Below are 15,531 nucleotides of genomic sequence, written 5' to 3'. Positions count from 1 at the left end.
TTGCAACTACAAACCTGATAAAATGGTCTCTGTCTAGTAAATAAGACTTACGACTAATCCTCTGAAATCCGGTTTCTTAGGGCAAGTTCTAGTATAAATAATCAACAAACTCTCAATTAGTTGCGGTTTAGAATGAGAAAATTTTTAGGATTAGTTGTGTTTGGGATAATCGTGGCGATCGCCTCTGTAGCTGTCGCCGCTCAACCTTTGTTCGTCGCTTATCCTCCCGCTAACCACAAAACTACAGCAGATCGCATCTTTTTAATCGGCACAGCGCCCGCACCGGGACAAGTCTTGGTAAATGGCAACCAAATTTCGCGCACCGCATCCGGGCATTTCGCCCCGACTTTTCCGCTGCAACTCGGCGAAAATGTCTTTACATTGCGTTACGACAATCAGGAAGTCAAAATTAAGGTGACGCGCGAGTCGAATCAGCCGGTAGCCCCTGTAGGATTAGCTTTTGCTAAAGATTCCCTGACGCCAAAAGTCGATGTCGCGAGTTTGCCGGGGGAATATATTTGCTTTGGGGCGATCGCACCTGCCAATGCTCAAGTTGCAGTAAAATTGGCGGGGGTTACTATTCCTTTAAAAGCGCGATCGCAAGTCGAACTACCCGACAACAAATCTGTACTGTTAGGTGAAAACTCCCCGATCAAAAAAGGCGGCAGCGAACAGTATCAAGGCTGCGGTAAAACCCCTGAGAACGCCCTCTCATCTCAGGGAGAAACAGTTGATTTAGGCGTGCCATCGTTTGAGCTAACAATGAACGATCGAACTATCAGCCAACAGGGTACTGGCAAGATTTCTATTCTTTCTCCGGCTGACTTAGAAATAGCCGAAGTAACAGCAGATCCTGGTGTCGCCCGAACCGGAGCGAGTACAGATTTTTCTCGGATGACACCGCTGCCGAAGGGAACGCGAGCAACAATTATCGGGCGCGAGGGAGAATGGATTAGACTCGATTACGGTGCTTGGATTAAAGCAGCGGAAGTGCGAATTGTCAAGGATACAGTTCCTCCGCGATCGATTATTCGCAGCGCCAGTTCGCGTCAAGTTTCCGGCTGGACAGAGGTGTTATTTCCCTTAGAAACACCCGTCCCAGTCACCGTGCAGGAAGGAGAACGCACTTTCACTTTAACCCTGTACAATACTACCGCTCAAACTGACATTATTCGCCTCTCTGATGACCCAGTAATTTCACGTTTAGAATGGCAACAAATCGCGCCCCTGCAAGTACAATACACTTTTAATCTCAAATCTGCCCAGCAGTGGGGCTATAAATTGAGATACGAGGGCACAACTTTAGTGCTGTCTTTAAAAAACCCGCCGACGAATACAAGCATGATACCTGTCTCGCAAGCAAAGCCGCTGTCGGGAATTAAGATTCTCATCGATCCTGGACACGGTGGGCCGGAGGATGGAGGTGCGGTGAGTCCAGTGGGAATTAGGGAAAAAACAGTAGCTTTAACGGTGTCAAAATTGGTGCGAGAGGAATTGATAAATCGGGGCGCGAATGTGCTAATGACTCGGTTAGAAGATGTCGATTTGGATTTGCCACCCCGGGTGGAAATGATTCAAAAAGAAGAACCTGCGATCGCAATTTCAATTCACTACAATGCTTTGCCAGATAACGGCGACGCGATTAAGACTAAAGGCGTCGGCGCTTTCTGGTTTCACCCGCAAGCGCACAGTTTGGCAATGTTTTTGCACAATTATTTAGTTGCCAAGTTGAACCGTCCGAGCTATGGTGTATTCTGGAACAACTTAGCCATGACTCGTCCTGCCGTTGCTCCATCTGTTTTAATGGAATTGGGATTTATGATCAATCCCGAAGAGTTTGAATGGATTGTGAATCCGACAGAACAGAAGAAGTTAGCCGAGGCAATCGCCCAAGGTGTTACTGAATGGTTTGCGTCTGTCAAATAACAGTTAGTAGTAAGGACTGAATTTCTTCTCAAAAAAATCATATAGCAATTCTAAATCATTTGTGAATCTCTTACTCCCTCCCCTTGATAAGGGGAGGGTTGGGGTGGGGTAAAAAGTTTAGGACTCCTTTAGTATTGCTATAGTCAGGACTTCAGTTCAGCCAATCCAAGGAAATGAAATAATGCTAATTTTTACTCAATCAAAAGCCTTTTTTATTGCAGCCGTCGTTGCAAGTCTTAGCTTCTCACTTTACAGCTTTCCTGTTTTCGGCAAGCAGCAAAGTCTTTCTCCCGCCAAATCCGAAGCTTTAAAAAAGCAAACTCAATGCTCGTTTATTACAGGTGAAGGTGGCGCTGTTAACATTCGCAAAGGCCCAGGCAATAAATACCCGGTTGTAGCTAAACTCAAAAGAGGAGATGGAGTTAGGGCTGTCAGCAGACAAGGTAATTGGGTGAAAATTGCGGCCAGATTTTCGGGAAATCCTCCTAATGAAACTTTGACCATTCTCGACGGTTGGGTGAACAATCAATTTATTAATGGCTGTTCCGAAGACCAATTTGACAGGTGGCGACAATAGGGAATTTGGTTTGTAGTGAGGACTTACGTTCGTGAGTTTAAATAAAGAGTAAAGTCCTCATTAGCAACCAAACCTGGAGATTTTTAAAATTGGTACAAAAAAGACGATCGCCCTGATTCATTGTTGCATTCTCAACCAGCTAAACACCTGTTCGGCGGTGATGTTCAGGGGAATCATTTCGGGTACAGGAAGGACATCGCTACCTTCGCAGAATTGCGGTTGTTGGTTGGGCAAAAACGCTAAAATCGATCGTCTGGATCAACTAGCCACCCCAACTGACAATTATGTTGCAGACAGTAAATAATTTTTCTAGTTACGCGATTTGAGCTTTGCTGTGGCGACAGGATTTCGCTCGCCCAATACGGTGCAATTCGCACATCATCCACTGGTTCGCCGCTGTCATCAAATTGAATCTGTTCCCATAATAGTACCGCAATATCTGGAACAATCGATCGACCGCCAAACGTACACCGCAACTCTGGAAAAGCGTAAGCTATCTTGGGAGTTTCCGTCACCTGATTAATTTCGTTGTCAGCTTTTAATCGCAATAAGCTATGCTTTGTTTTCGGCATAGGTTTTTGGATAATATCCCCCTCAATATATTCGCTGGCAGGTTTGGTTTCTGGCAGTTTCAGAAATTCTTCAAGGGTGAGGCGCCCAGTTGCGATTGTCATAAATAAATTCCTCGATTCTACCTATCTTCACGGTAATCCCAAAACATATTTATTTTGCCTAAAAATAGTGCGATCTCGCCTAATTTTGCAGAACAATCTGCTGTTTAAATTCAAACAAATTAGGATTTGTAGGGTCATAAAAAGCCCGCAACCAATGCACGTTTGGAGAACCAAAAGTTTCAACTCTAGTAAAATTTTTCATTCTCGGTAGTTGAGTCTCATCGGTAAAATAGGGTAAAGGTTTATCGATGCGGAAATAGTGAGTATCGCCGTGGACGAATACAACCTGCCCTGGGAAATTGCCTGTTTCTGTTTCCAGAGTTGCGATAAAATCGTTGTAGCCACTTCTTCTTTTGTCCGTCGGATCGAGTTCAAATCCCGGATTTGCCTGTGCAACTAACACAATTCCTTTGCTATTGCTGCGTTTGGCTAAAGCAAAACATTCTTTGATCCACGCTAAGTTAGCTGAATTGCGATCGGCATATTCTGCATCTGCTTCGGGAGTGCGGCCAAAATTGTTATTGCTTCCCGGCATATTAATCGCCAAAAACACAACTCCATGATAAATCCAGCGAACATTTTCGCGGAATTTAGCAAACTGCGGGTTTTCGCTTTGACGGGTGAGAGTTAAGGTGCGCTTTCCTAAACTTTGATTACCGTTGCTAAATATTTCTCGCAGTTTAGCGAGTCTTTCTACTGGATCGTAACTGCCATTTTTGGAACGGTGGCAATCTGTCCATTCATTATCGCCATAGGCTAGAATAAACGGCATCTCAAAATTGTCAAATAACTGCTTGCGACTGACAAAAGTTGCATCATCGCAGACACTAGAACCGTTTTTAATGTCGCCATCGTGGACTACAAACGCGGCGGGCGATCGATTGATATCTGCAATCAAACTCGGAAATTGTGCTTCCTGTTCGGCACTGTAGGGCAAATCGCCAATCAAGGCAAATTCAAAAGGTCTATTGCTCGAAGTTTGAGCGTAAGTTAAAACACCAAAACCCGTAATTAATACAAAAACAATAAAGGCAAGAATTAGATAGTTTTTTTTCATCTATTTAGCCGTAACTAAATTAGTTATGATACCATATAAGCCGACAAATCACTCTTAAAAATCATGGATTTTCGTCGGTTGCTCTCGCTAATTGCCATGCTTTCCATCGCAGGCTGCAATATCGAAACGCCACAAACCAACACACAGCCTACAGAAAGTCGTAGCTTGCGGGGCGGGACGCCATCGCCAATTGCAGCCTCTGTTCCCTCCGAACCAAAGTCTGAGATCAAAGAAGCCAAACTAATTGCTGTCGGCGACATCATGATGCACAGTACCCAAACGCGATCGGGCTACGACGCAAAAAAGAAAACATACAATTTTGACACTTTCTTCGCACCAGTTAAAAGTATCCTATCAACAGGCGATTGGGTCATCGGAAATCTCGAAACACCTTTAGCGGGGGAAGATGCGGGCGGATATACGGGATATCCGCTATTTAACGCACCGGCTCAATTAGCGGATGCGGCTAAAAAAGCCGGATTTAATATCTTGACAACCGCGAATAATCATGCTTTAGACCGTGGAGAAAAAGGGGTAATTAGGACGATCGCCAATCTGAGCGATCGCAAAATTGCTTCCATAGGAACAGCCACATCAGCCGCCGCAGCCGATCGCATTTTTATCAGCACCAAAAACAACATTTCACTAGCCATGCTAGCCTACACCTACGGTACAAACGGCATTCCCATACCCAAAGGCAAAGATTACTTAGTTTCCCTAATAGACGAAAAAAAGATAGTCAAAGACATTGCCAAAGCCCGCAAACAAGGAGCAGATATTATCGCAATTTCCCTGCATTTTGGCAATGAATATCAGCGACAGCCAAACCCCCAACAAAAACAATTAGTGGAAAACCTATTAAAAGCTGGTGCAGACATCATTCTCGGCAGCCATCCCCACGTCGTCCAACCTTACAAAATTTTTAACTTTCCCGGAAAAAATGGTAAAAGCCGCAAAGCTGTAGCAATTTATTCAATGGGAAACTTCATTTCCGGTCAGAATAAAAAATATACAGACTTAGGCGTAATTTTGCAAGTAAATATTCGCAAAACTTTTCCCGAAAAAACCACAGAAATTACAGATGTAAAAACACATCCTACTTGGGTGCACCGCTACAGATTGAATAACAAATTAAACTACCGCGTTTTGCCCCTAGCAAAAACTGTCACCGATAAAAAAGATCCGCTATTAGCAACTTCGGAGTATCCGGTTCTCAAAAGAGATTTGCAGGATATGAATAATCATCTTAATTCTTTAAATAAACCTCAAGATAACAAGTAATCCCTCCCTTAAGCAGGGGGGGACTGGATAGGACTCTATCTAGTTTTTAGGTTTTAGGTTGGATGCTTAGTCTATTCCACCTACCACCTACCACTTCTTTTTGAGAATTGTCGCCTACACGTAAGTGAACAAACCTAGAGCGCTCTGAGTTAAAAATCTGTCCTGCAAAACGGCAATTAGTTCGTAATTTGAATTTTCTTCGCGGTAAATAGCAGTGCCAGAAATTCCCTGAATTGGAGAGCCATCTAAAAGGTAGTCAGACGCACTTCCTTGCAGTTGAATTGTGTCTGCAAAGGGCAGATAATCAGTAATTAATGCGTAGTCAGCATCGCCGCCAACATTGTAGAAAGCCTGACCGGGCGCGCCCAGAACGAAGGTATCCAATCCTGTCCCCCCAATCAGCGTATCTGCATCAATTTCCGGCGCGTAACCGTAAGCAATTATTCGGTCATTCCCGCTGCCGCCGTCTAAATAGTCGCTGCCATCGCGGCCTACGCCACTATCAGTTAGGATGTCGTTTCCATCGCCGCCGTAAAGAGAATCATTTTCCGTGCCGCCGATGAGAAAATCATCTCCAAACTCGCCGTCTAATTTATCGTTTCCGCTACCTCCAATTAGGATGTCATCCGCATACCCGCCCCGCAGTTCGTCATTACCGCTACCCCCATTTAATTGGTCGTATCCATAGCCACCGTCGAGGAAGTCATCGCCATTTTCACCAAATAGTTGGTCGTTGCCAAAACCGCCATAGAGTGTATCGTCATCTTCGCCACCGTACAGAAAGTCGTTTCCGCCCAAGCCGACTAGAGAATCATCCCCTGCTAAGCCGTATATGACATCATATTCTGGGGTGCCTTTCAAGCTGTCTGTTTCTTCAGTTCCAGTGATAACCATTGTTTTAGTTCCTGAAATTGCTAGTCGGGAGCGCAAATCGTGCTAGCGAAATTGCCATCGAGGTGGGATGGCAAAATCTAAGAGCGCGATCGCTCTCCCTTAATGAGTTATATCTACTTTAACTATTTTGAAAATTTTCGACCAGTCGCTTGTTTGAGTGACACTCATTTTAGGGAACTCAACTGCTGAATGAACCCATCAATCTCCCCTTCCACATCAGCAACTTGCTCAACATCGGGAATCTGCTGGCGCTGCACCATCACCACCGGAATTCCCAGTTCTCTAGCCGCAACAACTTTAGCATAAGTAGCAGATCCTCCGCTGTTTTTACTAACAATTATATTACTCAGGTATTTTAATAGTAATTGCCACTCGTATTTCAATGTAACAGGTCCCTTGCTAATAACAATTTACCGTTAGGTATAGGAGTATTTAGTGCAGGAGGATCGATCGCCCGCATCAAAAACCAAATAGTCACTGATCTAGGGTGTGTCAGGGAAAACGATATTACCCGAAATCGCGGTACGGCAGTGCCGTTTCCCTACAAATCTGGCGATCGTTACATCCGATCCGGTTGATTTTACCCGTTACCCGAAATTAGGACACCGCACTGCCGTTTTCCTACCATTAACCGGGGAATCGTTATATCCGATCGCGCGCGCGCCCTGGACTCCGCAAGATTCTGATGGAGTTCTTCTGTATAATTCTCACAGTGAGGACAAACTATTCTTGACGCTAAAACACGAGCGTCGAAAGTAAATTTGTCTCTCAAGTTAAGTACAAATTTCCACCTTGACTCCCGGCACGTCGGGAGCATCTCAATGAAAGTAGGCAAGCTAGAAATTGAGATTCTCCCTACATACCTTCTGGCTCTGATGCGATCGGGCGATCGACAAGATTGCTGCAGGAAAACCGCACTACCGTTTCCTGACTGCCGTTTCCTTACCCCCAGTTTTTTTTAAAGTCGCATAAATTTTCAGTAAATACCGATCTACACACTTCCCAAACCCAAAGTTAAAATATAGCCAATAAAAAAAATAGCTCTTCCTAGCTGTTTTTTTGGCAAGCTAAATATCAGGGAGTTCATCTACGTGTCAATAAATAAAACGCTTAAATGCAGAGCCACTACACCTGCTGCAGGTTTTACAATGATTGAGCTATTGATAATTCTTTTAATCATAGGAATATTTTGTGCGATCGTCGCCCCCTCTTGGCTAATGTTTATCAACAACCACCGTTTAAAGCTATCGATCGATAGAGCTTATTGGGCAATGGAACTTGCCCACAGCAACGCCAAACGATCCAAAATTTCATGGCAAGCCAGCTTCAAACAAGTAGGAGAAAATGTACAAATAGCCGTTCACCCAGCCGACATTCCCCCAGCCCAAATACCAGACAGTCAATGGAAAAACCTAGAACCGCAAATTCATATAGATCCAGATGAAACAACAGCGCTCCAAGTAAATGAAAGCAACGAGCAAAAAACAAACGGCACAATCCGGCGCGTCATGTTCAACCACAGAGGTTGCCCCGTATCTCGAAGCGACCACGATTGCACGCTAACGAGTATAAGAGCCAAAGGAACCCTAACGCTATATCATCCCAACTTAAGAAACAGCCAACGCTGCATCATCATCTCCACTCTTTTAGGACATAAACGCACCTCCAAACGACAATCAAAACCCAACGAAAATAAAAGATATTGTTACTGAGTCACTTATGTAAGGTGCGTCAGGGAAAACGATATTACCCGAAATCTGGACACGGCAGTGCCGTTTTCATACAAATTGGGCGATGCTTACATCCGATCACCCGATGAATTATGTTGGGGGTAGGGAAACGGCATTGCCGTCTCCTCCATCGCCTTGTTGTCGATAGCTATATTCGATGTCAATTTCTGACGCCACATCTCAGATATAATCAACTACTTCTTACTCGGCGCAATCTTCTCAATAGAAATCAGCGCCTCCATCACCGACTCCACAATCGGCGCCGCCACCGTACCCCCCGAAGAACCCTGATTAGGCTCATCAATCACCGCCAGCACCACATACCGAGGAGCCTCCACAGGCATTATCCCCACAAAGCTAGTAATAATCGCGTTCTTAGAATAACCCCCACCAGCATTAGCTTTTTGAGCCGTGCCTGTTTTTCCAGCAATCCGATACCCAGGAATTTGTGCAGCTTTCCCCGTACCACCATCAACCACAGTTTCCATCATTTCTAACACTTGCTTAGTAGTTTCCGGCGAAAAAACCTGCTTTGGAACCGCCCTCGGAAGCTTCCAATAAGCTTCACCTTCCCTATCAAAAAGTCCCCGCACAACGTGAGGAGTCACTAACTTGCCACCATTAGCCAAAGCGCCGTTAAGCTGCACCAACTGCATCGGAGTAATCGAAAAACCTTGCCCAAAGGCCGTAGTAGCAACTTCCACCGGAGAGTTAATAAATTGCTCTCGATTTTTAAGTTGACTGCTTACTTCAAAAGGCAAATCAGTTCCCGCAGTTTGTCCGAGTCCGAGTTTTTCTAAAGCTTGATAGTAAAGAGAAGGTTTCATGGTTCTCATGATGTGCACCATCCCCACATTACTAGAATGTTTCAAAATCTCAGTAACAGTCGAAGGGCCGCGCGCGCCTGCTCTTTGGTAATCGGAATTTTGGATAGTCCAGGGATTCATATAAATCCGACCTTCATCGTTAAACACAGTATTAGGTTTCACCGCACCCGCTTCCAGAGCGATCGCCACATTAATCGCTTTAAAAGTCGAACCAGGCTCATAAACATCAGTGACAGCCCAATTTTTATAGCGCGACAAATCGAAATTAAAATATTGATTCGGGTCATAAGAAGGTTCCGCCACAACTGACAGCAATTCCCCGTTACGGGCATCCATCACAATCACTGTGCCCCGCTTCGCATCGTGTTGCTTCATTTTTTCCTTGAGGGCACTTCGGGCAGCCCGCTGCAAGCGACTGTCGATCGTCAATTGCAATTTCAAGTCATCAAGCTGTACAAATCCCGCCGTCAGCCGATCGGGAACCCAATTCCCATTGCTCGACCTGCTAAACTGAATCGACGGCATCGATCGTTCCAACAAATTCTGCTGGCTGTATTCCACCCCGGCTTGTCCCTTCCGTTCCCCGTCCACATAACCGAGGATATCCGCCGCCAATTCCTGCTGCGGGTAAAAACGCTGCTGCTGCCGCAGCAACTCCAAGCCATCGACCAGACTCTCTTTAATTTGCATCCCAGCGACGCGATCGGCAACCTCTTGAGGCAGAGACTCCGCAATTGTAATACCGCTTTCAGCAAGATTAAACCTGCGTATCAGTTCAGTTTCCGACGTAGTGCCCGGAGTCAGTTCGATCGCCAGCATCGGAGCCAATTTAGCAGCAATTTCCGCCTTCGAGTGGTTAAACAACTTCGGGTGAGCGTAGAGCGTGTACACCTGTCTGTCGATCGCCAAAACATTTCCTGCGCGGTCAATTATCGGGCGTCTCGGTACAAAGGGCTTCGTTTTGAGAGTTTGCTGCTGCTCGGCCTGTTTACGCAGCGCCGGAGCTCGCGTCACCTGCAAATAAAACAAATTCACGGCCAGCCCCAGCCCCCCCAGCATCAACACCGCCCACACCGCCCACAAACGGAACTTGCTGCGCTTTAAACGCTCCACCGGTCGCCCCCAAGATGCAGCTGTCTGTTGTGGCGATCGGCCGAAACTGCCGGAATATCTAGGCTTTGCTGGTTTTTCCCACCCAGTACGCGCGGCGAAGCTATCCCGTAGGGAATCGCCCGCCTGTTTTTTGCGTTTAAAATTCGGCGATCTGTAGCGGTCAAAACGGGGGTCGTAGCTCATGGCATTAAAAATTCAATAGCAAGTTAGAGCGTTTTAGAATTTAGAATTTATAACTTAAATCTTAAAAGATAAAATTCACGACTTGGGAATGAGCATTCCCTATCAGGGTTTGGATCACCTACAGTTGCATTCTATTTTTTGAAGTGGTCTTAATTATTTTTAATCTGTAACTTACGGTGGGAAGCAGAAAATCGATCGCGACTTGCAAAAAAGTCAACAAGGAAATTAGATCCTCCAATTCTCAAGCCCTCGGACACTCAGGCCCTCGGGCGCTCTCCGCTTTGACACAGGTTTAATAGCCCAGCGGTGTTTCCACACCGGCTCGACTCTTGAGAGCGGGCTCAGAATTTGGTGCCGCAACGGGCGATCGAGTTTCAGGGGCCGGCTGCAAGAAAATCGTGTCCCCAGGATTCTGTGGAACCAAACCGGTTTCGGAATTTTGGGCTTCTTTAGCAAGTTGGTGTTTCAAGACTTCGCTAGAAGCACTCAATTGCTGTTCCCGGAGGCGCAGAGTTTCCAGTTTTTGATACTCCTGACTCCAGCGCTGCTCGCCGTAAACTGTCAAGCCGTAGAGACTCAGAGCACCGCCCAAAAGCATAAGCGCTACCACTGAGGAGGCGCGCTGTGCCTGCAGGAGCGATCGTAACCACACTGGCTGCTGCTGGCGATTGGGCAACACTTTCAGCACTGATGCCGACGATCGAGTCTGAGCCTGTTCATCTGCTGGCGAGTAGTTGGGCAATACCGGCCCTGTCTTCGCCCGCCTAGCTTTGGCAATAGAAGTAACTTTGCTTTTGGCAGCGCCAGCAGCGGGCTTGCGGGTCGATCGGGAGCGGGGAGAATCGGGGGATCTGATAGCAGCGGTCATAGAGTTCACCAATACGTAAAATGGGGTAGCTTCAGCTTGATTGAGGTTAAAAGTTTTTTGTCTCCGAGATCGCCAGTGGTGGCTATCTGCGTTCGATCGGCTATCCTTACCAAGGATACCTCACAAGCCAACCAACCCATCCTACCACTGGTCTCTTTGACTTCAGGATTTGCCAAAAAAAAGAAATCTTTGCTGGTTAGCGATAATCTATGTGAAATTTATTAATAAATGCAGTATTGTAATCAACGAGCGAATCGTTGAGCTATTCGTGCCAGCATTGTTTCTCAAGTACACTATTCCCTTCCTTGCGATGGGTTTTCAATGTTAAGGAGTTTTTATGAACAAGGGATTAATTCGTTTGACTTTGGTAGTGGGCTTGGCAGCCGCCCTCGGCGCCTGCGGAGGTGAGACCACCAGCCCCACCAGCCCTTCTCCGGGCGGACCTGGCACTACTACTACTACTCCTCCTGCTGCTTCTTCTCCATCTCCAAAGGCCACTCCCACTACTAGCCCTGCCCCTACTCCTAAAAAGCCCTAACAAGGGCTCTGTCCGAGTCGGTGCCCAACGAGCCTAGCCTCGGGGTGAAAAATGGTTCGCTCCTCGCATTTTTTCATCTCATCGGTCTAGGTCTCAAGTTGGGTGGTAGTGATTGTCTGATGCTTTTACTACTAAAGTTCAGTACGTCCCGTTACCGCAGCAAAGTCCGCTGATTCGCTGCGTTACAAAAACATTCCCTTTCAACTAGAAAATTTGACCAATAATTTCTTGATGGTACCCGCCACGTGATTTATCCGTGGAATCAATCCCAAATCCAAAATCCTTGCATCCTCAAGCCCCCGGATTTATCCGTGGTGTCAAACTCAAATCTCAAATCTCAAATCTCAAATCGAATGACTCCCGGCCTGCAGGTCTTGAAACTCAAACCTGTGACAGGATGTTTGAGGACATTGCCACTGCTGCCTCAACTGAATATCCACCGGAGGCAAGCGAGATTCGACGCAAATTTTGCACTCTATCCAGTCTCCCTTGCCTTCCCCGCAACTGTTCCCACAGACGAGAGGAAAGCAAGCAGAGACTTGGATTCTCGTCGAAAACTGGCTCGATGACAGCATCGGCATTGCTACTCGATTTGTTGACTACGAGTTTCGCGTCTGTGCGGTCCAGCACATCGAGCCGTCTGTTTTGAGCAAGTTTAGTGATTCAATTGGCGCCGCACCAGTTCGGTATTAACCCTGCCTCGGCAAAACTCGCTCCAGTTGCGCCTCAGTGCTGCTTTAAACCTATTGCACCGTCGCTGGTAGGATGGTGCTAGTTTGGTAGGCAATTCCTTAAGGATGGCAGATATTGCTTGCTGCTGTCGCCATGCTCAGTGCTTTAGCTTTGATTCCTCAATACCGAGTTAAGCATCCTTGGCTGTTTGAGCGTATTGCCCAAATTCACGGACTTTGTGGGGAAACCCAGCCTCCAGAATCTGAAAGTCGCTCGATCAGGCTATCCTCCCTACCTGAAAATTCCAGGTAAACTATTAACTGCTGTCCCACACTTACAGGATTGACCCTCCTGCCGCGGCAAATCAACAATAGTTTGAAAATTTTTCGTATCACATATTAAATAATAAGTCAAGGATATTTCAGAAAAATATAAATTTTTCAATTTGTTTTAATATTTCTATACTTAGATGTTAGCAGCAAAACCCCAGCTCTGCCGCCGGCAAGGCAACAGCCTGCCGTGTGTGCAAGGGCGCGCGCTGGAGCTGCAGCAGTCAAGATCATGCTAATCAGTGGTAGGATCAGCGATCAAAAATGTATCCAAATGTAAAGTGCAGCGCCGCTCTAGGTTTTGAAAGCCATTTAGTTAAAAGATTGAGGTAAGTAGTTTTATGCCCGCGACCGTCCCCTTTGAACAGATTGACCGAATTGTTTGGAATCAGCACCACGATCCATTTGAAGTGCTAGGCCCTCACGCGATCGAAGAAAATGGCAAAAAAGTCTGGGTCGTCCGAGCTTATCTGCCGAATGCGGATGCGGTATCCGTAGTTTTGCCGGAGGCCAGGGCCGAATACCCGATGAAATCAGAACATCACCCTCACTTTTTTGAATGTACGATCGACACCCCAGAACTAGCAAACTATCAATTGCGGGTCAAAGAAGGGGAACATGAGCGCTTCATCTACGATCCCTACGCCTTTCGATCACCCAAACTCACAGAATTCGACCAGCACCTATTCTCAGAAGGCAATCACCACCGCATTTATGAAAAACTCGGGGCGCACCTCACCGAAGTAGGCGGCATCACAGGAGTATATTTTGCCGTTTGGGCTCCGAATGCCCGCAACGTCTCTGTTTTAGGAGATTTTAACTATTGGGACGGCCGCAAACATCAAATGCGGAAGTCGCAAAACGGCATCTGGGAATTATTTATTCCGGGACTATCCGTGGGAACTTCCTACAAATACGAAGTGAAAAACCAAGACGGACATCCCTACGAAAAGTCCGATCCTTACGGTTTCCAGCAAGAAGTGCGGCCTAAAACAGCATCAATTGTCACCGACTTAGACACCTACACTTGGCACGACAGCGCTTGGATCGAAAAGCGGCGGCACACAGACCCACTGACGCAGCCGATTTCGGTTTACGAATGCCACATCGGTTCTTGGCTGCACGCGGCTACTGACGAACCCGCCGTGCTACCAAATGGGGAAATACAACCCGCCGTGCAGGTTTCGGAACTCAATCCTGGGGCGCGCTTTCTGACTTACCGGGAATTAGCCGATCGGCTGATACCCTACGTCAAAGATTTGGGATTCACTCACATCGAAATGCTGCCCATCGCCGAACATCCTTTCGACGGTTCTTGGGGCTATCAAGTCACCGGTTATTTTGCCCCAACCTCCCGCTACGGCACACCTGAAGATTTCATGTATTTTGTTGACCAGTGTCACGCCAACGGTATTGGCGTACTGGTGGACTGGGTACCAGGACATTTTCCCAAAGACGGCCACGGCTTGGCTTTCTTTGACGGAACTCACTTGTACGAACACGCCGACTCCCGCAAGGGCGAACACAAAGAGTGGGGAACCCTAGTATTTAACTACGGCCGCAACGAAGTGCGGAATTTCCTAGTATCAAACGCTCTGTTCTGGTTTGACAAGTACCACATCGACGGGATTCGCGTAGATGCCGTAGCCTCGATGCTTTATTTGGATTACTGTCGCGAACCTGGAGAATGGCTGACCAACCAGTACGGGGGCAGGGAAAATATCGAGGCGGCAGATTTTCTGCGTCAGGCGAATCACGTCATTTTTAGCTATTTCCCAGGTGCGTTGTCGATCGCCGAAGAATCTACCTCTTGGCCGATGGTATCTTGGCCGACCTATGTAGGGGGTTTGGGTTTCAACCTGAAGTGGAACATGGGTTGGATGCACGATATGCTCGACTATTACCACATGGACCCGTGGTTCCGCCAGTTCCACCAGAACAACATAACTTTCAGTATGTGGTACAACCACAGCGAGAATTTCATGCTGGCTTTGTCCCACGATGAGGTAGTCCACGGCAAAGCCCACATCATCGGGAAAATGCCAGGGGACGAATGGCAAAAGTTTGCAAACGTGCGGTGTTTGTTTACTTTTATGTTTGCTCATCCCGGAAAGAAAACGATCTTTATGGGGATGGAGTTCGGCCAGTGGCAAGAGTGGAACGTTTGGGGGGATTTGGAGTGGCGTTTGCTGCAATTCGAGCCGCACCAAAAGTTGAAGCTGTTTTTTAAAGATTTGAACAATTTGTACCGCAGCGAAACGGCACTTTACAGTCAAGATTTTGCTGAGGATGGGTTTGAGTGGATTGATTGCAGTGACAACCGACACAGTGTCGTGGCATTTGTGCGCCGAGAGAAGGATGGCGACGAGTTTGTGGTGACGGTGTGCAATTTTACGCCGCAGCCGCACTCTCACTATCGCGTAGGAGTGCCGGAACCAGGTTTCTATACGGAGTTGTTTAACAGCGACGCGCGGGAATACGGCGGTAGCAATATGGGGAATTTGGGGGGCAAGTGGACTGAGGAGTGGTGGTTCCACAACAGTGCTTATTCGATCGACTTGTGTTTGCCACCTTTGGGGGTCTTGATCTTAAAGCTCGATCGGGCAAAAACAACAGCAAAATCTCAACAGTTTTAAGTTGTGAGTCTGAGAGTTTTGAGTTAGGAAGAATCAAAACTTTATTAAACCTAAAACTTTGAAGCTATTCCGAAACCCGGTTTCTCCAAGAAACCGGTTTTTTTTTGTTTTGTTGTTGTGGCGAAAGAAGGAAGTTCTGCAACGGATTGGCTTTCTTCGGATGTAACGGATGTAATACTAATTCCCAATTACTGATTACCAGTTACCCATTACCAATTACCAGAAA

At 46.7% G+C, this 15,531-nt stretch carries 14 protein-coding genes; 7 read left to right on the top strand and 7 right to left on the bottom strand.

All coding sequences use genetic code 11. The annotated features are described in order from the left end of the window. Positions 1 to 132 precede the first annotated feature (132 nt). Both QUA90_RS21705 and QUA90_RS21700 read left to right on the top strand, forming a co-directional pair. On the top strand, positions 133 to 1,926 hold the full coding sequence (locus QUA90_RS21705) for an N-acetylmuramoyl-L-alanine amidase (protein ID WP_333447678.1): 1,794 nt from the start codon (positions 133 to 135) through the stop codon (positions 1,924 to 1,926). Positions 1,927 to 2,107: 181 nt separating this feature from the next. Next, positions 2,108 to 2,503, top strand: a complete 396-nt coding sequence (locus QUA90_RS21700; protein ID WP_333447676.1) for an SH3 domain-containing protein — start codon at positions 2,108 to 2,110, stop codon at positions 2,501 to 2,503. Between the two features lie 239 nt (positions 2,504 to 2,742). Here QUA90_RS21700 and QUA90_RS21695 read toward each other — a convergent pair whose 3' ends face one another. Continuing rightward, positions 2,743 to 3,177, bottom strand: coding sequence for a Uma2 family endonuclease (locus tag QUA90_RS21695; protein WP_333447674.1), 435 nt, complete (start codon positions 3,175 to 3,177; stop codon positions 2,743 to 2,745). Between the two features lie 79 nt (positions 3,178 to 3,256). Continuing rightward, entirely contained in the window at positions 3,257 to 4,234 is a 978-nt protein-coding gene (locus QUA90_RS21690; RefSeq protein ID WP_333447672.1) for a hypothetical protein, read from the bottom strand. A gap of 63 nt (positions 4,235 to 4,297) precedes the next feature. Between QUA90_RS21690 and QUA90_RS21685 the strand changes: the two genes are divergently transcribed. Continuing rightward, a complete protein-coding gene (locus QUA90_RS21685; RefSeq protein WP_333447670.1) occupies positions 4,298 to 5,515 on the top strand; it encodes a CapA family protein in 1,218 nt (405 codons plus the stop codon). A 114-nt stretch (positions 5,516 to 5,629) separates the two neighbouring features. Here QUA90_RS21685 and QUA90_RS21680 read toward each other — a convergent pair whose 3' ends face one another. Together QUA90_RS21680 and QUA90_RS21675 are read right to left on the bottom strand one after the other, a co-directional pair. Then, a complete protein-coding gene (locus QUA90_RS21680) occupies positions 5,630 to 6,409 on the bottom strand; it encodes a calcium-binding protein (RefSeq protein WP_333447668.1) in 780 nt (259 codons plus the stop codon). A gap of 164 nt (positions 6,410 to 6,573) precedes the next feature. Then, positions 6,574 to 6,792 (bottom strand): precorrin-6A/cobalt-precorrin-6A reductase, encoded by a 219-nt coding sequence (locus QUA90_RS21675; protein WP_333447666.1) that lies wholly within the window; start codon positions 6,790 to 6,792, stop codon positions 6,574 to 6,576. Positions 6,793 to 7,500: 708 nt separating this feature from the next. Between QUA90_RS21675 and QUA90_RS21670 the strand changes: the two genes are divergently transcribed. Further along, positions 7,501 to 8,121, top strand: a complete 621-nt coding sequence (locus QUA90_RS21670) for a prepilin-type N-terminal cleavage/methylation domain-containing protein (RefSeq protein ID WP_445300130.1) — start codon at positions 7,501 to 7,503, stop codon at positions 8,119 to 8,121. 212 nt (positions 8,122 to 8,333) lie between these two features. Here QUA90_RS21670 and QUA90_RS21665 read toward each other — a convergent pair whose 3' ends face one another. Continuing rightward, positions 8,334 to 10,262, bottom strand: a complete 1,929-nt coding sequence (locus tag QUA90_RS21665) for a penicillin-binding protein 2 (RefSeq protein ID WP_333324923.1) — start codon at positions 10,260 to 10,262, stop codon at positions 8,334 to 8,336. A 292-nt stretch (positions 10,263 to 10,554) separates the two neighbouring features. Further along, positions 10,555 to 11,130: a hypothetical protein gene (locus QUA90_RS21660; protein ID WP_333324926.1), complete on the bottom strand. Its 576-nt coding sequence runs from the start codon at positions 11,128 to 11,130 to the stop codon at positions 10,555 to 10,557. A gap of 337 nt (positions 11,131 to 11,467) precedes the next feature. Here QUA90_RS21660 and QUA90_RS21655 point away from each other — a divergent pair, with 337 nt between their 5' ends. Further along, positions 11,468 to 11,668, top strand: a complete 201-nt coding sequence (locus QUA90_RS21655; protein WP_333210036.1) for a serine protease — start codon at positions 11,468 to 11,470, stop codon at positions 11,666 to 11,668. Between the two features lie 381 nt (positions 11,669 to 12,049). On the opposite strand, the gene QUA90_RS21650 is transcribed toward QUA90_RS21655, so the two are convergent. Then, the gene (locus QUA90_RS21650; RefSeq protein ID WP_333210034.1) at positions 12,050 to 12,298 is read right to left on the bottom strand and encodes a hypothetical protein; all 249 of its coding nucleotides are present in this window, start codon (positions 12,296 to 12,298) and stop codon (positions 12,050 to 12,052) included. Between the two features lie 195 nt (positions 12,299 to 12,493). Between QUA90_RS21650 and QUA90_RS21645 the strand changes: the two genes are divergently transcribed. Both QUA90_RS21645 and glgB read left to right on the top strand, forming a co-directional pair. Beyond that, a complete protein-coding gene (locus QUA90_RS21645) occupies positions 12,494 to 12,652 on the top strand; it encodes a hypothetical protein (RefSeq protein WP_333307541.1) in 159 nt (52 codons plus the stop codon). Between the two features lie 358 nt (positions 12,653 to 13,010). Further along, on the top strand, positions 13,011 to 15,305 hold the full coding sequence (gene glgB, locus QUA90_RS21640; RefSeq protein ID WP_333210030.1) for a 1,4-alpha-glucan branching enzyme: 2,295 nt from the start codon (positions 13,011 to 13,013) through the stop codon (positions 15,303 to 15,305). Positions 15,306 to 15,531 lie beyond the last annotated feature (226 nt).

This window comes from Microcoleus sp. D3_18_C4 (genome assembly GCF_036702355.1).
In the GTDB taxonomy this organism is placed as follows: Bacteria; Cyanobacteriota; Cyanobacteriia; order Cyanobacteriales; family Microcoleaceae; genus Microcoleus.
Note: the sequence above shows the minus strand (reverse complement) of the source record. Positions and strands in the feature narration are given on the sequence as shown.